This window comes from Streptomyces niveus, from assembly GCF_001723055.1.
Taxonomy (GTDB): domain Bacteria; phylum Actinomycetota; class Actinomycetes; order Streptomycetales; family Streptomycetaceae; genus Streptomyces; species Streptomyces niveus.
This window is the reverse complement of the sequence record NZ_MDCR01000075.1, coordinates 76,536-95,951: the sequence shown is the minus strand read 5'-3', so window position 1 is coordinate 95,951 and position 19,416 is coordinate 76,536. Positions and strand designations below refer to the sequence as shown.

General features: G+C 72.4%; 15 protein-coding genes and 1 pseudogene. 3 read left to right on the top strand and 13 right to left on the bottom strand.

Annotation, left to right across the window (positions count from 1 at the left end):
* Positions 1-68 precede the first annotated feature (68 nt).
* Positions 69-980 (bottom strand): TIGR01777 family oxidoreductase, encoded by a 912-nt coding sequence (locus BHU15_RS10930; RefSeq protein WP_069626997.1) that lies wholly within the window; start codon positions 978-980, stop codon positions 69-71.
* A gap of 36 nt (positions 981-1,016) precedes the next feature.
* Between BHU15_RS10930 and BHU15_RS10925 the strand changes: the two genes are divergently transcribed.
* The gene (locus BHU15_RS10925) at positions 1,017-1,511 is read left to right on the top strand and encodes a GNAT family N-acetyltransferase (protein WP_023542270.1); all 495 of its coding nucleotides are present in this window, start codon (positions 1,017-1,019) and stop codon (positions 1,509-1,511) included.
* Between the two features lie 15 nt (positions 1,512-1,526).
* Here the strand turns inward: BHU15_RS10925 and BHU15_RS10920 are convergent, their stop codons facing one another.
* Complete coding sequence (locus BHU15_RS10920) at positions 1,527-2,051, bottom strand: DUF4240 domain-containing protein (protein WP_069626996.1); 525 nt, start codon at positions 2,049-2,051, stop codon at positions 1,527-1,529.
* Positions 2,052-2,198: 147 nt separating this feature from the next.
* Between BHU15_RS10920 and BHU15_RS10915 the strand changes: the two genes are divergently transcribed.
* Positions 2,199-3,119, top strand: coding sequence for an SDR family oxidoreductase (locus BHU15_RS10915; protein WP_171908353.1), 921 nt, complete (start codon positions 2,199-2,201; stop codon positions 3,117-3,119).
* Here BHU15_RS10915 and BHU15_RS10910 read toward each other — a convergent pair.
* The 8 genes from BHU15_RS10910 to BHU15_RS10875 form a co-directional block, all read right to left on the bottom strand.
* Positions 3,110-4,075 (bottom strand): helix-turn-helix transcriptional regulator, encoded by a 966-nt coding sequence (locus tag BHU15_RS10910; protein WP_069626995.1) that lies wholly within the window; start codon positions 4,073-4,075, stop codon positions 3,110-3,112. The genes BHU15_RS10915 and BHU15_RS10910 overlap by 10 nt on opposite strands.
* A 57-nt stretch (positions 4,076-4,132) precedes the next feature.
* Positions 4,133-4,951: a MerR family transcriptional regulator gene (locus BHU15_RS10905; RefSeq protein WP_069626994.1), complete on the bottom strand. Its 819-nt coding sequence runs from the start codon at positions 4,949-4,951 to the stop codon at positions 4,133-4,135.
* A gap of 123 nt (positions 4,952-5,074) precedes the next feature.
* Entirely contained in the window at positions 5,075-7,744 is a 2,670-nt protein-coding gene (gene aceE / locus BHU15_RS10900; protein ID WP_069626993.1) for a pyruvate dehydrogenase (acetyl-transferring), homodimeric type, read from the bottom strand.
* 216 nt (positions 7,745-7,960) lie between these two features.
* Positions 7,961-8,584 (bottom strand): GntR family transcriptional regulator, encoded by a 624-nt coding sequence (locus BHU15_RS10895; protein WP_023542276.1) that lies wholly within the window; start codon positions 8,582-8,584, stop codon positions 7,961-7,963.
* A gap of 218 nt (positions 8,585-8,802) precedes the next feature.
* Complete coding sequence (sucB, locus tag BHU15_RS10890) at positions 8,803-10,650, bottom strand: 2-oxoglutarate dehydrogenase, E2 component, dihydrolipoamide succinyltransferase (RefSeq protein ID WP_069626992.1); 1,848 nt, start codon at positions 10,648-10,650, stop codon at positions 8,803-8,805.
* 96 nt (positions 10,651-10,746) lie between these two features.
* Entirely contained in the window at positions 10,747-12,135 is a 1,389-nt protein-coding gene (lpdA, locus tag BHU15_RS10885; RefSeq protein WP_023542279.1) for a dihydrolipoyl dehydrogenase, read from the bottom strand.
* 448 nt (positions 12,136-12,583) lie between these two features.
* Positions 12,584-14,134, bottom strand: coding sequence for a leucyl aminopeptidase (locus BHU15_RS10880; RefSeq protein ID WP_069626991.1), 1,551 nt, complete (start codon positions 14,132-14,134; stop codon positions 12,584-12,586).
* A gap of 189 nt (positions 14,135-14,323) precedes the next feature.
* Positions 14,324-15,058, bottom strand: a complete 735-nt coding sequence (locus BHU15_RS10875; RefSeq protein WP_069626990.1) for an adenosylcobinamide-GDP ribazoletransferase — start codon at positions 15,056-15,058, stop codon at positions 14,324-14,326.
* Positions 15,059-15,194: 136 nt separating this feature from the next.
* Here BHU15_RS10875 and BHU15_RS10870 point away from each other — a divergent pair, with 136 nt between their 5' ends.
* A complete protein-coding gene (locus BHU15_RS10870) occupies positions 15,195-15,968 on the top strand; it encodes a hypothetical protein (protein ID WP_069626989.1) in 774 nt (257 codons plus the stop codon).
* On the opposite strand, the pseudogene BHU15_RS40075 reads toward BHU15_RS10870, so the two are convergent.
* The 3 genes and pseudogenes from BHU15_RS40075 to BHU15_RS41235 all read right to left on the bottom strand — a co-directional run.
* Positions 15,902-16,636 (bottom strand): annotated as a pseudogene (locus BHU15_RS40075) (hypothetical protein); the annotation flags it as partial. The gene BHU15_RS10870 and the pseudogene BHU15_RS40075 overlap by 67 nt on opposite strands.
* Before the next feature lie 931 nt (positions 16,637-17,567).
* Positions 17,568-18,656, bottom strand: coding sequence for a nicotinate-nucleotide--dimethylbenzimidazole phosphoribosyltransferase (cobT, locus tag BHU15_RS10865; RefSeq protein ID WP_069627010.1), 1,089 nt, complete (start codon positions 18,654-18,656; stop codon positions 17,568-17,570).
* A 58-nt stretch (positions 18,657-18,714) separates the two neighbouring features.
* A partial coding sequence (locus BHU15_RS41235) for a bifunctional adenosylcobinamide kinase/adenosylcobinamide-phosphate guanylyltransferase (protein ID WP_255293077.1) occupies positions 18,715-19,416 on the bottom strand: 702 nt, incomplete at its 5' end.

Below are 19,416 nucleotides of genomic sequence, written 5' to 3'. Positions count from 1 at the left end.
ACCCGGACACCACCGCAACCACCCCAGCCCGCCGCAGGCGCAACCCGCCCGGCCGGCCCGGGCACCACCTAGCGCGCCGCAGGCGCCATCGCCGAGACGATCGACTCGTCGATCTTTGGGAACGCGAACGTGAACCCCGACTCCAGCAGCTTCCTCGGCCGCACCCGCTGGCTGCTCAGCACGTCCACCGAGAACTCGCCCAGCGCCACCCGCAGCGCCGCCGACGGCACCGCGAACACCGTCGGGCGGTGCAGCACGCGGCCCATCGCCGCCGTGACCTCGCGGTTCGTCACCGGTTCCGGCGCCGTCAGGTTCACCGGGCCAGACAGGGACTCCGTGTCGATCAGGTGCCGCAGCGCCGCCACGTGGTCGTGCAGGGAGATGAAGCTCCAGTACTGGCGCCCGTCGCCGATCCGGCCGCCCAGCCCCGCGCGGAAGATCGGGAACAGCCGGCCCCACGCGCCGCCCTCGCGCGCCACGACCAGCCCCGTGCGGGCGAACACCGTCCGTACGCCCGCGTCCGTCGCGGGGGCGGCGGCGTCCTCCCACTCGACGCACACCGAGGGCAGGAACCCCTCGCCGGGCGGCGCCGACTCGTCCACCGCGCGGTCGCCCGTGTCGCCGTAGAAGCCGATGGCCGACCCGCACACCAGGACCTTCGGCGGGGTGTCGAGGGAGGCGACGGCCTCGGCGATCGCCGCCGTACCGAGGACACGACTGTCCCTGATCTCTTTCTTGTACGCGTCGGTCCACCGGTGGTCCGCCACCCCCGCGCCCGCGAGATGGACCACGGCCTCGCAGCCGTACAGCCCGCTCACGTCCACGTACTGGCGGGCGGGGTCCCACTCGACCTCGTCGCCCGCCCGGGAGGGATGCCGGACCAGACGGACCACGTCGTGCCCGTCCGCCCGCAGGGAGCGCGTCAGCGCCGTACCGATGAGCCCGTTGGAGCCGGTGATCGCGATCCTCATGGAACCCATCCTGCCGCTCCCCGCCCCCGTGGGACAGTTGGTGCCATGCCGGAACCACTCATACGCGCCGCTCTGCCGTCGGACGACGACGCCCTGAGCCGTCTCGACCACGACACCTGGTCGTTCCTCCACGCGGTGACGCCCAGGCAGGAGCCGCCGTTCGAGCCGTTCTTCGACTCGCGGCACCGGCCCCAGGACTATCTGGTCGCCGAGGCGGACGGCCGGATCGCCGGATATCTGCGGCTGGCGGCGCCCACCCCGCTCGCCTGCAACGCGCACGTCCGGCAGATCCAGGGGCTCGCCGTGCACGACTGGGCGCGTGGCCGGGGAGTGGCGCGGGGGCTGCTGCGGGCGGCCATGGAGAAGGCGCGTGGCGAGGGCGCGGTGCGGATGACGCTACGGGTGCTCGGGCACAACGAACCGGCGCGCACGCTCTACGAGTCGGAGGGCTTCGTGGTGGAGGGTGTGCTGCCCGGGGAGTTCTTCCTGGACCGGCGGTACGTCGACGACGTCCTCATGGGGCGTTCGCTGGACGTCTGACGGTGCCGGGGCGGGTCAGTCGACGCCGAACCGCTCCCAGAGCCGGGGAAGGCGGTCCGCGAGTGCCTGTGAGTCCTCGAAGTCGACCGGTGTGCCCTCGGGCTCCGGGGCCTGCGGGGTGACCCCCAGGTCGGGCGCGACGGCGCCGGTGAGCTGCTCGTACGCCTCGTCCGCCGCGTACCCCAGCTCCTCGCCGTCGCCGTCGACCTCCTCGTCGAACTCGTCGATCAGCTCCGCGAGGCTGTCCGGGTCGTGCACCGCGCCCTCGAACATCTCCCGGCCCTGGCCGATGAGCCAGCAGCGGAAGTAGTCGAACGCGTCGTCGCTCGCGCCGCCGAGCAGAATCGCCGCCGCCGCCCACAGGTCCCAGTGGTACGCGCGGTTGTAGCGGGTCTCGAAGTGCCGGGCGAAGTCCAGGACCGAGTCGGGGTCGAGTTGGAGCAGCCGCTCCACGACGAGATCGGCGTGCTCGTCCGGGTCGCCGCCGGCGGCCTCGCGCGTGGCGTCGATGATCTCCCAGAACTCCGTCTCGTCGGTCACGGGTACAGCATCGTGCTTGGCGGGAGGCGGCGCACGCGGAGCGCGGAAAGCGGGGGAGATCCGCGCGGCGCGGATCATGCCGGACAGAAGATGTCTCCTTTTCGTGGAACGGTCGTGGTGAGAGACCGACAGAGAGGGAGCCGGCTGATGACCGACAAGCCGTTCGCAGGAAAGATCGCACTGGTGGCCGGGGCCACCCGGGGTGCGGGGCGGGCGATCGCCGTGGAGCTGGGCGCCGTCGGCGCGACGGTGTACGTGACGGGGCGCACCACGCGCGGGAGCGCCAGCGAGGTGGGGCGGCACACGGAGACGATCGAGGAGACGGCCGAACTGGTCACCCGCGCGGGCGGCGAAGGCATCGCCGTACCGACCGACCATCTGGAGGTCGAACGCGTACAGGCGCTGGTGGACCGGATCGACCGGGAGCAGGGCCGGCTGGACGTGCTGGTCAACGATGTGTGGGGCGGGAACAAGTTCCTCGACTTCGGCACCCCCGTGTGGGAGCTCGACCTGGAGCGCGGGCTGCGGATGCTCGACCTCGGGGTGAAGACCCACCTCATCACCAGCAGCGTCGCGCTGCCGCTGCTCGTACGGCGGCCCGGGGGCCTGGTGGTGGAGGTCACCGACGGCACCGCGGAGTCCAACAGGACACCGCGTGAGAACTTCTACTACGACCTCGCCAAGAACGCCCCGATCCGGATGGCCTATCTGCTGGCGGAGGAGCTGAAGAGCGTGGGCGGTACGGCGGTCGCGGTCACGCCCGGCTTCCTGCGCTCCGAGGAGATGCTCGACGGCTTCGGCATCACCGAGGAGAACTGGCGGGACGGTATCAAGATCCACCGGCACTTCGCGCTGTCCGAGACACCCGCGTACGTGGGCCGGGGAGTCGCGGCGCTCGTCGTGGACCCGGAGCGGGAGCGCTGGGCCGGGCAGTCGCTGTCCAGCGGACAGCTCGCGAAGGAGTACGGCGTCACGGACGTGGACGGCAGCCGCCCGGACATGTGGGGGTACATGGCGGCCGAGGCGGCGGCGCCGGGCACGGAGGTGCCCATGGACGGCTACCGGTAGAGGCGCGCCGTACGGTCGGCGGAGTCGGCGAAGTGGGCACGCAGCTCCGCCGGCTCCAGCACCTCCAACTCCGGCCCGAAGCCGAAGAGCTGGGCGAACGCGACGTCGGCCGACTCGACCGGCAGTGTGAGGGTCGTCCAGCCGTCCTCGTCCGGCGGGCCCGCCGCCTCGACGGCCTCCTGGGCCGAGGCCCGGTCGGTCAGGTACGGCAGTCGGCGCAGCCCCTCGGGGGAGAGCCGGAGCACCACCTCCGTACGGAGGATGGACCGCGCGAACTGCGCCGCCCGCTCTTCCCAGAAGGCGGCCAGGTCGAAGGACTCGTCCCGTTCGAAGCGCTCCCGCGTGAGCGTGACCTGCGTGAAGCGGTCGATCCGGTAGACGCGGAAGGCCGTCTCGACGCGAGCGCAGAGGTACCAGACGCCCGCCTTGAGCACGAGTCCGTACGGGGCCAACTCCCGCTCCACCTCGGCGTCCTGGCGCCGGTAGCGGGCGAGGACGGTGCGGTCGTCCCACACGGCCTCGGCGACGGCCGGCAGCCACTCCGGGGTCTCCGGTTCCTGGTACCAGCCCGGCGCGTCCAGGTGGAAGCGCCGGGCCGCCGAGTCCGACGCTCCCCTCAGGGAGGGGAGCAGCGCCGCCGACACCTTGAGGCGGGCGGCGGACCCCGCGTCCTCCAGGCCCATCTCGCGCAGCGCGTTCGGCAGCCCCGAGAGGAACAGGGCCTCCGCCTCGCCCCGTGCCAGGCCCGTGAGGCGCGTGCGGTAGCCGCCGACGAGCCGGTAGCCACCGGAGCGCCCCCGGTCCGCGTAGACGGGCACCCCGGCCTCGGAGAGGGCCAGCGCGTCGCGGGTGACGGTGCGCTCGGACACCTCCAGCTCCTGTGCCAGCTCGGCCCCGGTCATGGAGGGCCGCGCCTGGAGGAGCAGCACCATCTTGATCAGCCGGGCAGCGCGCATGGACCCATTGTCCACGCGCGCCGCCGCGGGCCGGACCGGAGCAGGCCCTGTCCGGAGCTACGCCAGGGGTTCCTGGAGTTCGGTCACCCACTTGTCCTTGTCCGCCGGGCATTCGAGGTTGACCTCGCGCGCGTACCCCGCGGAGCGGTGGTCACCCGTGTCGATCCAGCGGGCCAGGATCTGGGCGGTCGGCATGATCGTCTCCATCGAACCCCGGTGCACGATCGTCGCGGCCCGCTCGATGGGCGGCAGGTCCAGGATCTCGAAGTCCTGGCCCGGCGCCGGGTCCGCGGAGACCGTCACCCCCGCGTGGACGACGACGGCACCGTTCCCCTCGGGCGCGTCCTCGTAGCGGGCGACACCGGGCCCCGTCGGAGTCACCCCGGCCGCCTCCAGGCGGCGGAACAGCTCCTCGTACAGAGGCACGATCACCGGGCCGATGTCCCGGGGTTCGTAACTGGCGGCCACGGAGGTCAGTTCGGCCACCCGTACCGCTGGAATGGTCTTGACGACGACGTCTTCGGTGGGCATGTGCCCCTCACTCTCGATCGACCGGAGCCTCGCCTCGACCTGGGCCAGTGTGGCGGCGTTCGCCGCCATCGCCGCCGCCAGCTCGGCCCGCCGCAGCATCAGCATCCCGCGCAGCTCCTGAGGGCTCACGCGGTCTTCGAGGATCTCCCGCACCTGCTGGAGCGTGAAGCCGAGATCCTTGAGGGCGATGACCCGGTTGAGCTGGGCGAGCTGGGCCGCCGTGTAGTGGCGGTAGCCGCTGAACGAGTCGGTGTGGGCGGGACGCAGCAGCCCGATCGCGTCGTAGTGACGCAGCATGCGGGCCGACACACGGCCGTGCCTGGCGAAGTCTCCGATGGTGAACATGACGTCCCCTACTGCACGGCTTCACACGGTGTCAGGGTCAAGCATGCCGTGGACCTCGCCTTATAAGGAAGCGGCTCCGGCCGGCCACGAGGGCCGGCCGGAGCCGCTTTCTGCAAGAGGGGCTCAGAGGCCGTAGCGCTCCCGCGCCTCCTTGACCGACGACGCGGGCACCTCGCCGCGCCGCGCGAGCTGCGCCAGTGCCGCGACCGTGATCGACCGGGCGTCGACACCGAAGTGGCGGCGGGCCGCCTCACGCGTGTCGGAGAGCCCGAAGCCGTCCGTACCGAGCGAGGAGTAGTCCTGCTCGACCCACTGGCTGATCTGGTCGGGCACCTGGCGCATCCAGTCGCTGACGGCCAGCACCGGCCCCTGCGCGCCGTCCAGGGCGCGCGTCACGTACGGCGTGCGCTGCTCGCCGCGCAGCAGCGCCTCGTCGCACTCCAGCGCCTCCCTGCGCAGCTCGCCCCAGGACGTCGCCGACCAGACGTCGGCCGTGACACCCCACTCGGCGGCGAGCAGCTCCTGGGCCTCCAGGGCCCAGTGGATGGCCGTGCCGGAGGCGAGCAGCTGGAGCCTCGGCGCGTCCGCCTTGGCGGGCACGCCCTCCTTGAAGCGGTACAGGCCCTTGACGATGCCCTCCTCCACACCCTCGGGCATGGCGGGCTGCGGCATCGGCTCGTTGTAGACGGTGAGGTAGTAGAAGACGTCCTCGGCATCGGGCCCGTACATCCGCCGCAGGCCGTCCTTGACGATGACCGCGATCTCGTACGCGAACGCCGGGTCGTAGTTGAGCGAGGCCGGGTTCGTCGCCGCCAGCAGGTGCGAGTGGCCGTCCGCGTGCTGGAGGCCCTCGCCCGTCAGGGTCGTACGGCCGGCCGTCGCGCCGACGATGAAGCCCTTGCCGAGCTGGTCGGCGAGCTGCCACATCTGGTCGCCCGTGCGCTGCCAGCCGAACATCGAGTAGAAGATGTAGAACGGGATCATCGTCTCGCCGTGCGTCGCGTACGACGTGGCGGCGGCGATGAAGTCGGCCATCGAACCGGCCTCGGTGATCCCCTCGTTGAGGATCTGGCCGTCCTTGGCCTCCTTGTAGTACATGATCTGGTCACGGTCGACCGGGTCGTACGTCTGGCCCAGCGGCGAGTAGATGCCCGCCGACGGGAACAGCGCCTCCATACCGAACGTACGCGCCTCGTCGGGGACGATCGGGACCCAGCGCCTGCCGGTCTCCTTGTCCCGCATCAGGTCCTTCACGAGCCGGACGAACGCCATGGTCGTGGCGACCGACTGCTTGCCGGAACCCTTGTAGACGGACTGGAACGCCTTCTCGGACGGCTGCGGCAGGGCGACGGCATGCACTCGGCGGGCCGGGGCGGGCCCGCCGAGCTCGGCACGCCGCTCCTGCAGATAGCGGACCTCGGGGGAATCGGCGCCGGGGTGGGCGTACGGCACCAGTTCTTCGTTCAACGTCGAGTCGGGGATGGGAAGTTCCAGCAGATCGCGCATGGCGCGGAACTGCTCCCCGGAGAGCTTCTTCATCTGGTGGTTGGCGTTGCGCGACTCGAAGCCGGCGCCGAGCGTGTAGCCCTTCACCGTCTGCGCGAGGACCACGGTCGGCGCGCCCTTGTGGGCGAGCGCGGCGCGGTAGGCCGCGTACACCTTGCGGGCCTCGTGGCCGCCGCGCGAGGTGTGGAAGCACTCGGCGATCTTCGCGTCGGTCAGCAGTTTCGCCAGCTCGGCGAGCGCGGGCTCGGCGCCGAAGAAGTGCTCACGGATGTACGCCACGTCGCGGGTCGCGTACGTCTGGAACTGCGCGTCCGGTACGGCGCGCAGCCTCCTGACGAGGGCGCCCGTGGTGTCGAGCGCGAACAGCTCGTCCCAGGCGGAGCCCCACAGCGACTTCACGACGTTCCAGCCCGCGCCGCGGAACTGGGACTCCAGCTCCTGCACGATCTTGAAGTTCGCGCGGACGGGGCCGTCGAGGCGCTGGAGGTTGCAGTTGATGACGAAGGTGAGGTTGTCGAGTCCTTCGCGGGCCGCGAGGGCGAGTGCCGCCGTCGACTCGGGCTCGTCCATCTCGCCGTCGCCGAGGAACGCCCATACGTGGGAGGCGGAGGTGTCCTTGATGCCGCGGTTCGTCAGGTAGCGGTTGAAGCGCGCCTGGTAGATCGCGGAGAGCGGACCGAGGCCCATGGAGACGGTGGGGAACTCCCACAGCCACGGCAGCCGCCGGGGGTGCGGGTAGGACGGGAGGCCCTTGCCGCCGGCCTCCTGACGGAAGTTGTCGAGGTGCTCCTCGGTGAGGCGGCCGTCGAGGAAGGCGCGGGCGTAGATGCCGGGGGAGGCGTGGCCCTGTATGTAGAGCTGGTCGCCGGAGCCCTCGCCCTCCTTGCCGCGGAAGAAGTGGTTGAAGCCCGTCTCGTAGAGCCAGGCGGCCGAGGCGAAGGTGGCGATGTGGCCACCGACACCGAGGCGCGCGCCCCGGGTGACCATCGCGGCGGCGTTCCAGCGGTTCCAGCCGGCGATCCGGGTCTCCATCGCCTCGTCGCCGTCGAAGGCGGGCTCGGCGGCGGTCGGGATGGTGTTCAGGTAGTCCGTCTCCAGCAGAGCGGGCACGGGAACCCCGGCGCTCTCGGCGTGCTGGAGCGTGCGCCGCATCAGGTACGCCGCACGGTGCGGGCCCGCATGCTCGGTGACGGCGTCGAGAGAGGCCGCCCATTCGGCGGTTTCCTCGGCGTCGCGGTCCGGGAGCTGGTCGAGCTCGCTCGGAAGCTTGCCTACGGGGTCGGGCATGGTCGCCGCCTTCCGGACAGGAGGAGGGTCAAAAGAGGCCTTGTCTGGCAGGACAGGGCGAGGGGCTGGGTGCAGCCCGCTGTCGACTGTAAGTCGCTGATCGATGATCGATCAAAGAGTTGACGGCAAAATTTCATGATCTGAAGAAATTGGCATCCAGTGCCGGTGGGCAGGGCACGCGGTGACGCCTCGAAACGGTATGAAACGGGCGCCCGCTCAGGCGCGCGGCGCACATCCGAGCACGTGATCCTTCACCAGTGCGCCGATGAGCGGATCACGGCGGTGGAAGGCCTCGACCAGCTCCTGGTGCTCCTCGGCGTACGACTTCTGCACCGTGCCCAGCCACCGGATCGACAGCGCCGTGAACACCTCGATGCCCAGCCCCTCCCAGGTGTGCAGCAGCACGCTGTTCCCGGCGGCGCGTACCAGCTCGCGGTGGAAGTCGACGGTGTGCCGTACCTGCGCGGTCCCGTCGGCCCGCCGGTCGGCCTCGTACAGCGCCGTCACGTGGGGCTCCAGGGCGGAGGTGTCGGCCGCCAGCCGCTCGGCGGCCAGCTCGGCGGCGATCTGCTCCAGACCTGCCCGTACGGGGTAGCTCTCCTCAAGATCGGCGGCGGTCAGATTCCGTACCCGTACGCCCTTGTTCGGCGCGGACTCGATCAGCCGCAGCGACTCCAGCTCCCGCAGCGCCTCGCGTACGGGCGTCTGACTGACGGCCAGCTCGGTCGCGATCCGCCGCTCCACGATCCGCTCACCCGGCTTCCAGCGTCCGCTGACGATGCCCTCCACGATGTGCTCGCGGATCTGCTCGCGCAGCGAGTGGACGACGGGCGGGGTCATGACGGGACTCCTTCGGGTGACCGAGCCGAGGTTACCCCTCTTGAGGGGGGTGTCAGGTGCTTGATGACGCACAGAGGCGGACTCCTTACGAGGTGCGGAAGAACCCTTTACGCGGGCGGGTCCCGCTACGCGGGCGGTCCCCGTGCGCGCGCGCACGACGGCGCCCCCGGCCGGATCTCTCCGGACGGGGGCGCCGTCGTAGCTGTACCGGGCGGTGGCTACAGGCCGAGCTCGACCTCGAACTCGCCCGCCTCCAGGATCGCCTTGACCGCCGTCAGGTAGCGGGCGGCGTCCGCGCCGTCCACCAGGCGGTGGTCGTAGGAGAGCACGACGTGGACCATGTCGCGCACCGCGATCGTCTCGCCGAGGTCCGGGTGGTTGATGACCACCGGACGGCGGACCGTCGCGCCGATGCCCAGGATGGCGACCTGGTTCGGGGGCACGATGATCGTGTCGAACAGGGCGCCGCGCGAACCGGTGTTGCTGATGGTGAAGGTCGCACCGGACAGCTCGTCCGGCGTGATCTTGCTGCCGCGGACCTTGCCCGCCAGCTCGGCGGTCTTCTTGGCGATGCCGGCGAGGTTCAGATCGCCCGCGCCCTTGATGACCGGCGTCATCAGACCCTTCTCGGAGTCCACGGCGATGCCGATGTTCTCCGAGTCGAAGTACGTGATGGTGCCCTCGTCCTCGTTGATACGGGCGTTGACGACCGGGTACGCCTTCAGCGCCTGGGCCGCGGCCTTGACGAAGAACGGCATCGGGGACAGCTTCACGCCCTCACGGGCGGCGAAGGACTCCTTGGCCTGCGCGCGCAGCCTCATCAGCTTGGTGATGTCGACCTCGACGACCGACGTCAGCTGAGCCTGGCTGTGCAGCGCCTTCATCATGTTCTCGCCGATGACCTTGCGCATGCGCGGCATCTTGACCGTCTGGCCACGCAGCGGGGAGACCTCCAGCTTGGGGGCCTTCGACGCGGCGGGAGCCGGGGCGGCGGCGGGCGCCGGAGCCTGGGCGGCGGCCTTGGCGGCCTCCGCGGCGGCGACGACGTCCTGCTTGCGGATGCGGCCACCGACGCCGGTGCCCTTGACCGAGGCCAGGTCGACGCCGTTCTCGGCGGCGAGCTTGCGCACGAGCGGCGTCACGTACGCGCCCTCGTCACCGGAACCGGCGGCGGGAGCGGGTGCGGCGGCGACGGGGGCCGGAGCCGGAGCCGGTGCGGCGGGAGCCGCGGGTGCGGCCGGCGCGGGTGCGGCCGGCGCGGGTGCGGCCGGCGCGGGCGCGGGCGCCGGTGCCGGGGCAGGAGCCGGAGCAGCGGCCGGTGCGGGCGCCGGAGCCGGTGCGGCGGCAGGTGCCGGGGCGGGAGCGGGAGCGGGTGCCTCCGCCTTCGGCGCGGCCGGAGCCGGTGCCGGGGCGGCGGCCGGAGCGGCACCGGCGGCGCCGATCACGGCCAGCTTCGCGCCGACCTCCGCCGTCTCGTCCTCGGCGACCACGATCTCCAGCAGTACGCCGGCGACCGGGGCGGGAATCTCGGTGTCGACCTTGTCCGTCGAGACCTCCAGCAGCGGCTCGTCGGCCTCGACCGCGTCGCCGACCTCCTTGAGCCAGCGCGTGACGGTGCCCTCGGTGACGCTCTCACCGAGCGCCGGAAGGGTGACGTCCGTGCCCTCGGCGGCGCCGCCGGCGGCCGGGGCCTCAGCGGCGGGCGCGGGCGCCGGAGCCGCCGGGGCCTCCTGAACGGGCGCGGGGGCCGGCGCGGGGGCGGGCTCGGGCGCGGCCTCGGCCGGAGCCGCCGCCTGCTGCGGCGCCTCGGCGGGAGCCGCACCGCCCGTGCCGTCGTCGATCAGGGCCAGCTCGGCGCCGACCTCGACCGTCTCGTCCTCGGCGACCTTGATCGACGCCAGGATCCCGGAGGCGGGCGCCGGGATCTCGGTGTCGACCTTGTCGGTGGAGACCTCGAGCAACGGCTCGTCGGCCTCGACGCGCTCGCCCTCGGCCTTCAGCCAGCGGGTGACAGTGCCCTCGGTGACGCTCTCGCCGAGCGCCGGCAGGGTTACGGAAACCGCCATGGTTTCAGCTGCTCCTAACGGTGGGATCTCCCCAGCTTGCGCGGAGCGCCGAGCGAGGGGAAGTGCGGTAGTGGTCGTCGCGCGCGGACCGGCGCATCAGTCGTGGGCGTGGAGCGGCTTGCCGGCCAGCGCCAGGTGCGCCTCGCCGAGGGCTTCGTTCTGCGTCGGGTGCGCGTGGATGAGCTGCGCGACCTCGGCCGGCAGAGCCTCCCAGTTGTAGATCAGCTGAGCTTCGCCGACCTGCTCGCCCATCCGGTCACCGACCATGTGGACGCCGACGACGGCGCCGTCCTTGACCTGGACGAGCTTGATCTCGCCCGCGGTCTTCAGGATCTTGCTCTTGCCGTTGCCCGCCAGGTTGTACTTCAGGGCGACGACCTTGTCCGCACCGTAGATCTCCTTGGCCTTGGCCTCGGTGATACCGACGGAGGCGACCTCGGGGTGGCAGTACGTCACCCGGGGCACACCGTCGTAGTCGACGGGGACGGTCTTCAGACCGGCCAGCCGCTCCGCCACGAGGATGCCCTCGGCGAAGCCGACGTGCGCGAGCTGGAGCGTCGGGACCAGGTCACCGACGGCCGAGATCGTCTCGACGTTCGTCCGCATGTACTCGTCCACGAGCACGAAGCCGCGGTCCATCGCGACGCCCTGCTCCTCGTAGCCGAGGCCCTGCGAGACGGGGCCGCGGCCGATCGCGACCAGCAGCACCTCCGCGTCGAAGGTCTTGCCGTCGGCCAGCGTGACGCGCACACCGTCCTGTGTGTACTCGGCCTTCTCGAAGAAGGTGCCGAGGTTGAACTTGATGCCGCGCTTGCGGAAGGCCCGCTCCAGGAGCTTGGAGCTGTTCTCGTCCTCGACCGGGACGAGGTGCTTGAGGCCCTCGATGACGGTGACGTCCGTACCGAAGGACTTCCACGCGGAGGCGAACTCGACGCCGATGACGCCGCCGCCGAGCACGATCGCCGTCTGCGGGACGCGGTCCAGCTTCAGCGCGTGGTCCGAGGAGATGATCCGCTGGCCGTCGATCTCCAGACCGGGCAGCGACCTCGGTACGGAACCGGTGGCGAGCAGGACGTGACGGCCCTCGATACGGCGGCCGTCGACGTCGACGGAGGTCGGGGACGACAGCCGCCCCGTGCCCTCGATGTAGGTCACCTTGCGGGAGGCGATCAGGCCCTGGAGGCCCTTGTAGAGGCCGGAGACGACCTCGTCCTTGTACTTGTGGACCCCCGCGATGTCGATGCCCTCGAAGGTGGCCTTGACCCCGAACTGCTCGGACTCGCGCGCCTGGTCGGCGATCTCGCCGGCGTGCAGCAGGGCCTTCGTGGGGATGCAGCCGTTGTGCAGGCAGGTGCCGCCGACCTTGTCCTTCTCGATCAGGGCGACGTCCAGGCCCAGCTGCGCTCCGCGCAGCGCCGCGGCGTAACCGCCGCTACCGCCGCCGAGGATCACTAGGTCGAAAACGGTGCTGGCGTCGTTCGCCACGTCACGTCCTCCATGCATGTGCGCCGGGCGCGGTCGATGACCGGGCGGCGGCTGGTGTTCGGCCGCTGTTTCGTCGGCCCTGTGGTGGGGGCCCTGTCCTGCCGAGAACCCATCTTCGCACTTGTCGGAGGGCGGCGGGACGCGGGGCCGGGGTTCTGAGACGGCCGGTGGGCCGCGATCAGGGGTTACTGACTCGTACGGACGCTCGGGCGCCTGCCCGTACGCGCGACGTACACACGTCCTACACGTGCGTCGCACGCGACGCGGCCTCCGTACGGATGCCACGCGCTGGGGCATCCACGCTCCGCGCGGTGCGATGCCGCGCGGCGGCGTTCTCGCGACGCGTTCGCCGGGAGCGGAACGGCCCGCCCCGCGGTCCCCGGTACTCAACCGGAACCCGCGGGGCGGGCCACGCATTCCCGACGGCGGCCGGAGCCGCCGGCCCGCGTCAGCCCAGGTCGCCCGCGGCGGTGCGCTCGGCGAGTCTGACCAGCGTGCGGACCGACGAGCCCGTGCCGCCCTTGGGCGTGTAGCCGTACGGGGCGCCTTCGTGGAAGGCGGGACCGGCGATGTCCAGGTGCGCCCAGGTGATGCCCTCGCCGACGAACTCCTTGAGGAACAGTCCGGCGACCAGGCCGCCGCCCATGCGCTCACCCATGTTCGCGATGTCGGCGGTGGGGGAGTCCATGCCCTTGAGCAGTTCGCTCGGGAGCGGCATCGGCCAGGACGCCTCGCCGACCTCCTCCGCGATCTCGTGCACGGACGTACGGAACGCGTCGTCGTTCGACATGATGCCGAAGGTGCGGTTGCCCAGCGCCACGACCATGGCGCCGGTCAGCGTCGCCACGTCCACGATCGCGTCGGGCTTCTCCTCGGAGGCGCGGGTGATCGCGTCCGCGAGGACGAGCCGGCCCTCGGCGTCGGTGTTCAGGACCTCGACGGTCTTGCCGCTGTACATGCGCAGGACGTCGCCGGGGCGGGTCGCGGTGCCCGACGGCATGTTCTCGGCGAGCGCCAGCCAGCCGGTCACGTTGACCTGGAGGCCGAGGCGGGCGGCGGACACGACGGCGGCGAGGACGGCCGCGGCGCCGCTCATGTCGCACTTCATCGTCTCGTTGTGGCCCGGCGGCTTGAGCGAGATGCCGCCCGAGTCGTAGGTGATGCCCTTGCCGACCAGGGCGATCGTCTTCTTCGCCTTGGCGTGCGTGTACTCCAGGCGTACGAGGCGAGGCCCGTGCTCCGAGCCCTGGCCGACGCCGAGGAGACCGCCGTAGCCGCCCTTGACGAGCGCCTTCTCGTCGGTGACCTGGACCTTGACGCCGTGCTCCTTGCCGGCCGCGGTGGCGATGGCGGCGAAGGTCTCCGGGTACAGGTCGTTCGGCGGGGTGTTGATCAGGTCGCGGGCGCGGTTGATCTCCTCGGTCAGCGAGATCGCGCGCTCGACCGCCGCCTTGTGCGCCTTGTCGCGCGGCTTCCCGCCGAGCAGGGTGACCTCGCCGAGCGGCTGCTTCACACCGCTGTCGTTCTTGCCGGCCGCGCCGGACTTGGCGGGCTTGCGCTCGGTGCCGCGGTACGCGGTGAAGGCGTACGCGCCGAGCAGCGCCCCCTCCGCGACGGCCGCGATGTCCTCGGCGGCCTCCGTGGGAAGCGCGAACGCGGCCTTCTTGGCGCCGGACAGGGTGCGGGCGGCGACACCGGCGGCGCGGCGGAGGGTCTCGGCGCCGTACGCCTCGTCCTTCGCGGGGACCGTGCCGAGGCCGACCGCGATGACGATCGGGGCCTTGAGGCCGGACGGCGCGGGGAGCTTGGTCGCCTCGCCCTCGGCACCCGTGGCGCCGAGGGACTCCAGGACGGAGGCGAGCTTGCCGTCGTACGCCTTGTCCACGGCCTCGGCGCCCGGTGCGACGACCGGGCCCTTGGCTCCCTTGGCGACGCCGACGACGATCGCGTCGGCGCGCAACGTCGCCGCGCCGGCTGTGCTGAGAGTGAGAGCAGTCACGGTGGTGAAATCTCGCTTCCATAGAAGTTCTTCGGCGGAAGCCGGTCTTTCGCAGGCCCGGCCGTGCCCACCGCATCGTATTTCGGCCTGCGGAGCACCGATGCGAGCCTACGCGCGGTGTTCACGTCCGTTCACAGCGGCGGTCGTACTTCGGACATCTGCCCCGTGTCCGAATCCGCCGACGGTCCGTCAGCCAAGCGTCAGGGCGACCAGGGCGGCCGTCGCCGCCGTCTCGGCGAGGCCGCCGAAGACGTCGCCGGTGACACCGCCGAAGCGGCGCACGCAGTGCGTGAGCAGCAGCTGGGCGGTGCCGAGGCCGGCGGCGAGGGCCAGGGTGTGGTGCAGGGCGCCGTACGCCCCGAACAGGCCGCCGCACGCGGCGGCGGAGACGGCCGCCACCAGCAGCGCCGTGAGCAGCGCGGTGCGCGGGGGCACGGAGCCCGCGACGGTGGCGCCGAGCCCGTCGGGCCGCGCGGGCGGTACGCCGGTACGCGCGGCCAGCGTCAGCGCGAGCCGCGCGGTGACGGCCGCGAGGGTGCCGGCGACCGCGCCGTACGCCCAGCCCTCGTCGTACAGCTCCGTCAACGCGGCGACCTGTGTAAGCAGTACGAGCAGGAGCGTGATCACGCCGAACGGCCCGATGTCCGACTGCTTCATGATCCGCAGCGCGTCCTCGGCCGGTTTCGCGCTGCCGAGTCCGTCTGCGGTGTCGGCGAGACCGTCGAGATGCAGTCCCCGGGTGAGCGCGGCGGGGACGGCGGCGGCGCACAGGCCGACGACCAGGCCGGCCAGCGGCGCGGCGAGCATCCCGGCACGGGCGGCCTCGCGGTCCCAGCGGGTCACCCGGACCGGGAGCGCGGTGAGCGTGCCGAAGGCGAACCGTATGCCGTCGGCGGCGGTGGGCGTCGAACGTGGGGCGCTCATCGCGCGAAGAGTAGCCGGGCGGCGTGTGCCTCTCGCGGGGGACCTCGGCCGGGGGAGGCGCTTCGGCCGGTAAGTTGCGCATAGGTGCTTCAGATATGCGCAAAGGGGCGAACGTCCCAAAGGGGAGGCGGGAGACATGGGTTCCTGGTTCCAGCAGAACTTCGTCGAGCCGGGGAAGCTCCCCATGCTGCTCGCGCTGGTCGCCTTCGTACTGACCTTCGCGATCACGCGGATGATCACCCGGCTGATCCGCGCGGGGAAGGGGCCGTTCCGCAACGTCCGGCCCGGCGGGATGCACATCCACCACGTGGTGCCCGGCGTGATCCTCATGGTGATCGGCGGCTTCGGCGCGGTCGGCAGCGGCAGGCACGGTGTCGCGGCGGCCGTGTGGGCGGTGATCTTCGGGATGGGGGCCGGGCTGGTCCTCGACGAGTTCGCGCTGGTCCTGCATCTGGACGACGTGTACTGGACGGAGCAGGGCCGCAAGAGCGTGGAGGTCGTGGTCCTGGCCGCCGCGCTCGCGCTCCTCGTACTGAGCGGCTACTCGCCGCTCGGTGTCGACTCGCTCTCGCCGGAGGAACGGCAGGACCGGGTCTCGCTGCTGGTGAGCCTCGGCATCAGCCTCCTCTTCGTCCTCGTCACGCTGCTCAAGGGGAAGCTGCCGATGGCGCTCGTGGGTGTGCTGGTGCCCCCGGTGGCGATCATCGGCGCGCTCCGGCTCGCGCGACCGGGCTCGTTCTGGGCGCGCCGGTTCTACCGGCGCCGCCACCGGGCGCGCGCCCGGATGACGCTGCGCGCGTACCACCGGGACCGCCGCTGGTCCGGGCCGCGCCGCCGGGTGCAGGACTGGATCGGCGGCGCCCCGGACGTCGAGCCGAAGCGGGTCGCGACGTCCGACCCGCCGCGCTGAGTGGCGTCCTCCAGCGCGCACACCGCCACGACGAGCAGGATCGCCGCCAGGTGTTCACGGCCGGCCAGGTTGTCCTTGACCGCGACCTCCAGGACGGCCGCCACGACGACCAGCGCCGCCGTGAACCAGGCGCGGTAGTGCCAGCACACGTAGACCGCCAGCCCGACGACCGCCGCCGAGGGGCCGGTGTCGACGACCGACGCGTTCGAGCCGGGGAGGCCGAGCGGGCCCATGGCGCCGTGCGGGCCGAAGGCGATGGCGAGGCGCGCGTAGAAGGTCCCGGCGAGGGTCGCGGCGTACGCGATCAGCACGGTGCGCCACCGGCCGACGCAGATCTCGGCGATCCCGAAGGCCACGAGGATCTGCGCCAGCGCGCCCCACACGGGCAGGTCGAGCGCGGGTACGAAGAGCGACAGCGGTGTACGCAACAGGGCGAGCCACAGCGGATCCTGCGCCCGGACACCGCCGAGGTCCAGCACCGGCCGAAGGCCCCACGACTGGTTCTGCACGACCTGGAGCAGGGCCGTCAGGCACACGGCGGCCAGCGTCAGCGGGATCGCGCGCCAGGTCCGCCGCACGAGCGCCACCCGCACGGTCCGCAGCGGCACCCCCCACTCCCGCCGAACGGCCCGGACCACGCCCGCCCGGATCGATCCCGCTTCTCCCATGAAGCGGGATCATATGAGGCTTATGCCCGGCTTGCGGGGCGGGCGTGCGGGCGAAGAAACGTCGGGACGTACGGCTCCGCCCCCAGGCCCGCATGCCACCGGGGGCGGCGCGGTGGTCCCGGCTCGCACCATGGCCCGCTGACGCACGGGGCGTGAGGCGTGCCCGCCGAGTCCCGTGCGGCGCACGAACCTCCTCGGCCGGCGCACCGGGTGGGATCAGCCCCGGACGGACTGCCGGGCGTGCCCACGAAGTCCCGTACGGCGCACGCCGCCTGGGCCGTCGGCGCCCGGACGGGGCGTGAGGCGTGCCCGCCGAGTCCCGTGCGGCGCACGAACCTCCTTGGCCGGCGCACCGGGTGGGATCAGCCCCGGACGGACTGCCGGGCGTGCCCACGAAGTGCCGTACGGCGCACGCCGCCTGGGCCGTGGGCGCCCGGCGACGTGCGACGGACGCGCCGTCAGTCGTCGGCCGCTTCGCGGAGCTGGGCGTCCGGCACGGCGCCTCGCCGTCTGATCGGACGCGTCGTCATGTCGCGCGCCCTGCACGGCGCGTGAGCCCCGCCCTGTGGACGGACCTCGGCGTCCGGCACCGCACCTCGCCGTGCTGTCGCAGGTGGGTTCGCGCACCCGCGGCCCGGCCGTTCACAACGACGGTCCCTCGCCGTGCGACGGACGCACCGTCAGTCGTCGGCCGCTTCGCGGAGCTTGGCGTCTGGCGTGGTGCCTCGCCGTGTGGTCGGAGACGGGGTCCTCCGCGACGCCGGTTGCCCGCCTGTGATCGGACGCGTCGTCATGTCGTCGGCCTGGGCGGCCGGCGCCGCACTTCGCCGTGTCGGCGCAGGCGCCCGCGTGCGGCCGGCGGCCGCGACGCCGGTTCTCCGCCGGGCGATCGCACGCGCCGCTTCACGGACCTGGCGTCCGGCGCCCGGCCCTACGTGATGTCCTCGACTCCCGCGGTCTCCATCTCGGCCGGCTCCGGTGTCTCCGGTCGCTCCGGCAGCTCCGCCGCCAGGGACACCGCGGCCTGGACCATCGGCAGGGCCAGCAGCGCGCCCGTGCCCTCGCCCACGACCACCCCGTGGTCGAGCAGCGGGTTGATCGCCATGCGGTCCAGCGCCTTGCCCTGTGCCGGCTCGCCGCTCACCTGGCCCGCCAGCCACCAGTCCGGGGCGCGGAACGCCGCCCGCTGGCCGACCAGGGCGCACGCCGCCGAGACGACGCCGTCCAGGATCACCGGCATCCGGCGGACCGCGCTCTGGAGCAGGAATCCGGTCGTCGCCGCCAGGTCCGCGCCGCCGACCGTCGCCAGCAGTTCCAGCTGGTCGCCGAGTACCGGTCGCGCCCGGCGCAGCGCGTCCCTGATCGCCGCGCACTTGCGCATCCACGCCAGGTCGTCGATCCCCGCGCCGCCGCGCCCCGTGACCACGGACGCGTCCGTGCCGCACAGCGCCGCGATCAACGCGGCGGCCGGCGTCGTACCGCCGACACTCAGATCGCCTAGGACGACCAGATCCGTGCCGGAGTCCGCCTCCTCGTCGGCGATCGCCATGCCGAGCCGTACGGCCGCCTCCGCCTCCTCGATCGTCAGCGCGTCCTCGACGTCGATACGCCCGCTGCCGCGCCGCACCCGGTGCCGTACGACCTCTGTGGGAAGCAGCTCCGGATCGCAGTCCAGACCGGCGTCCACGATTCGTACCGGCACCCCGGCGCGGCGCGCCAGCACCGCCACCGGGCTCTCGCCGTCCAGCACCGCGCGCACCAACTGATGCGCGCTGCCCGCCGGTCGGGCCGAGACGTTCAGCGAGGCGACACCGTGGTCACCGGCGAAGAGCACCACGCGCGGCTGCGAGATGGCGGTGACGGGCACGGTCGCCTGGGCGGCCGACAGCCACTCGGCCAGTTCGTCGAGCCGGCCCAGCGCGCCCGGCGGGACGATCAGCCGTTCGCGGCGTTCCTCGGCGTCACGCCGCAGACCGCCGTCGGGGCGCTCGATCAGATCGGAGAAGTCGTCGAGATTCAGCGAGCTCATTCGCCGAACAGTACCGGCAGCGCGCCCCGTCGCAGCGGCCCGCCCGCCGTCAGCCGCGCAGGGTGAGCGCCTGCCCCGCGACGACCAGCAGGAGGTGCTCGCACTCGGCGGCCACCGCCGCGTTCAGCCGCCCCAGCTCGTCCCGGAATCGTCTGCCCGACGCCGTCGCCGGTACGACGCCCGAGCCGACCTCGTTGGTCACCAGGACCACCGTGCGCCGCGCCGCGCGCACGGCGGCGACCAGCTCGCCCGTCCGTACCCGCAGCGCTTCCTCACCGCCCGCCTCCCACGCCGTGTCGTCCCAGGCGTCCACCCGGTCCATCGCGTCCGTCAGCCACAGCGACAGGCAGTCGACGAGCAGCGGCGGCCCCTCACCGGCCAGCAGCGGCACCAGGTCGCAGGTCTCGGCGGTCCGCCAGGACCCCGGCCGCCGGTCCCGGTGCGTCGCGACCCTGGCCCGCCACTCCGGGTCGCCCTCGCGGTCGCCGCCCGTCGCGACGTACAGCACGCCGGGAAAGGACGCCAGGCGCCGCTCGGCCTCCAGGGACTTGCCGGAGCGCGCGCCGCCGGTCACCAGCGTGCGGCGCGGCAGATCGGGTACGGCGTGGTACTCGCCGACCGTCAGCGTCGTCCCGTCCGGCACCGCCCGCGCGCCCGCCGCCGCCAGCCTGCGGTCCAACTCCGCGCCCGGCGGCACCTCGTGGCCGATGTGGACGGCGATGACGTCGGTGGTCGGACCCACGAGCCCGGC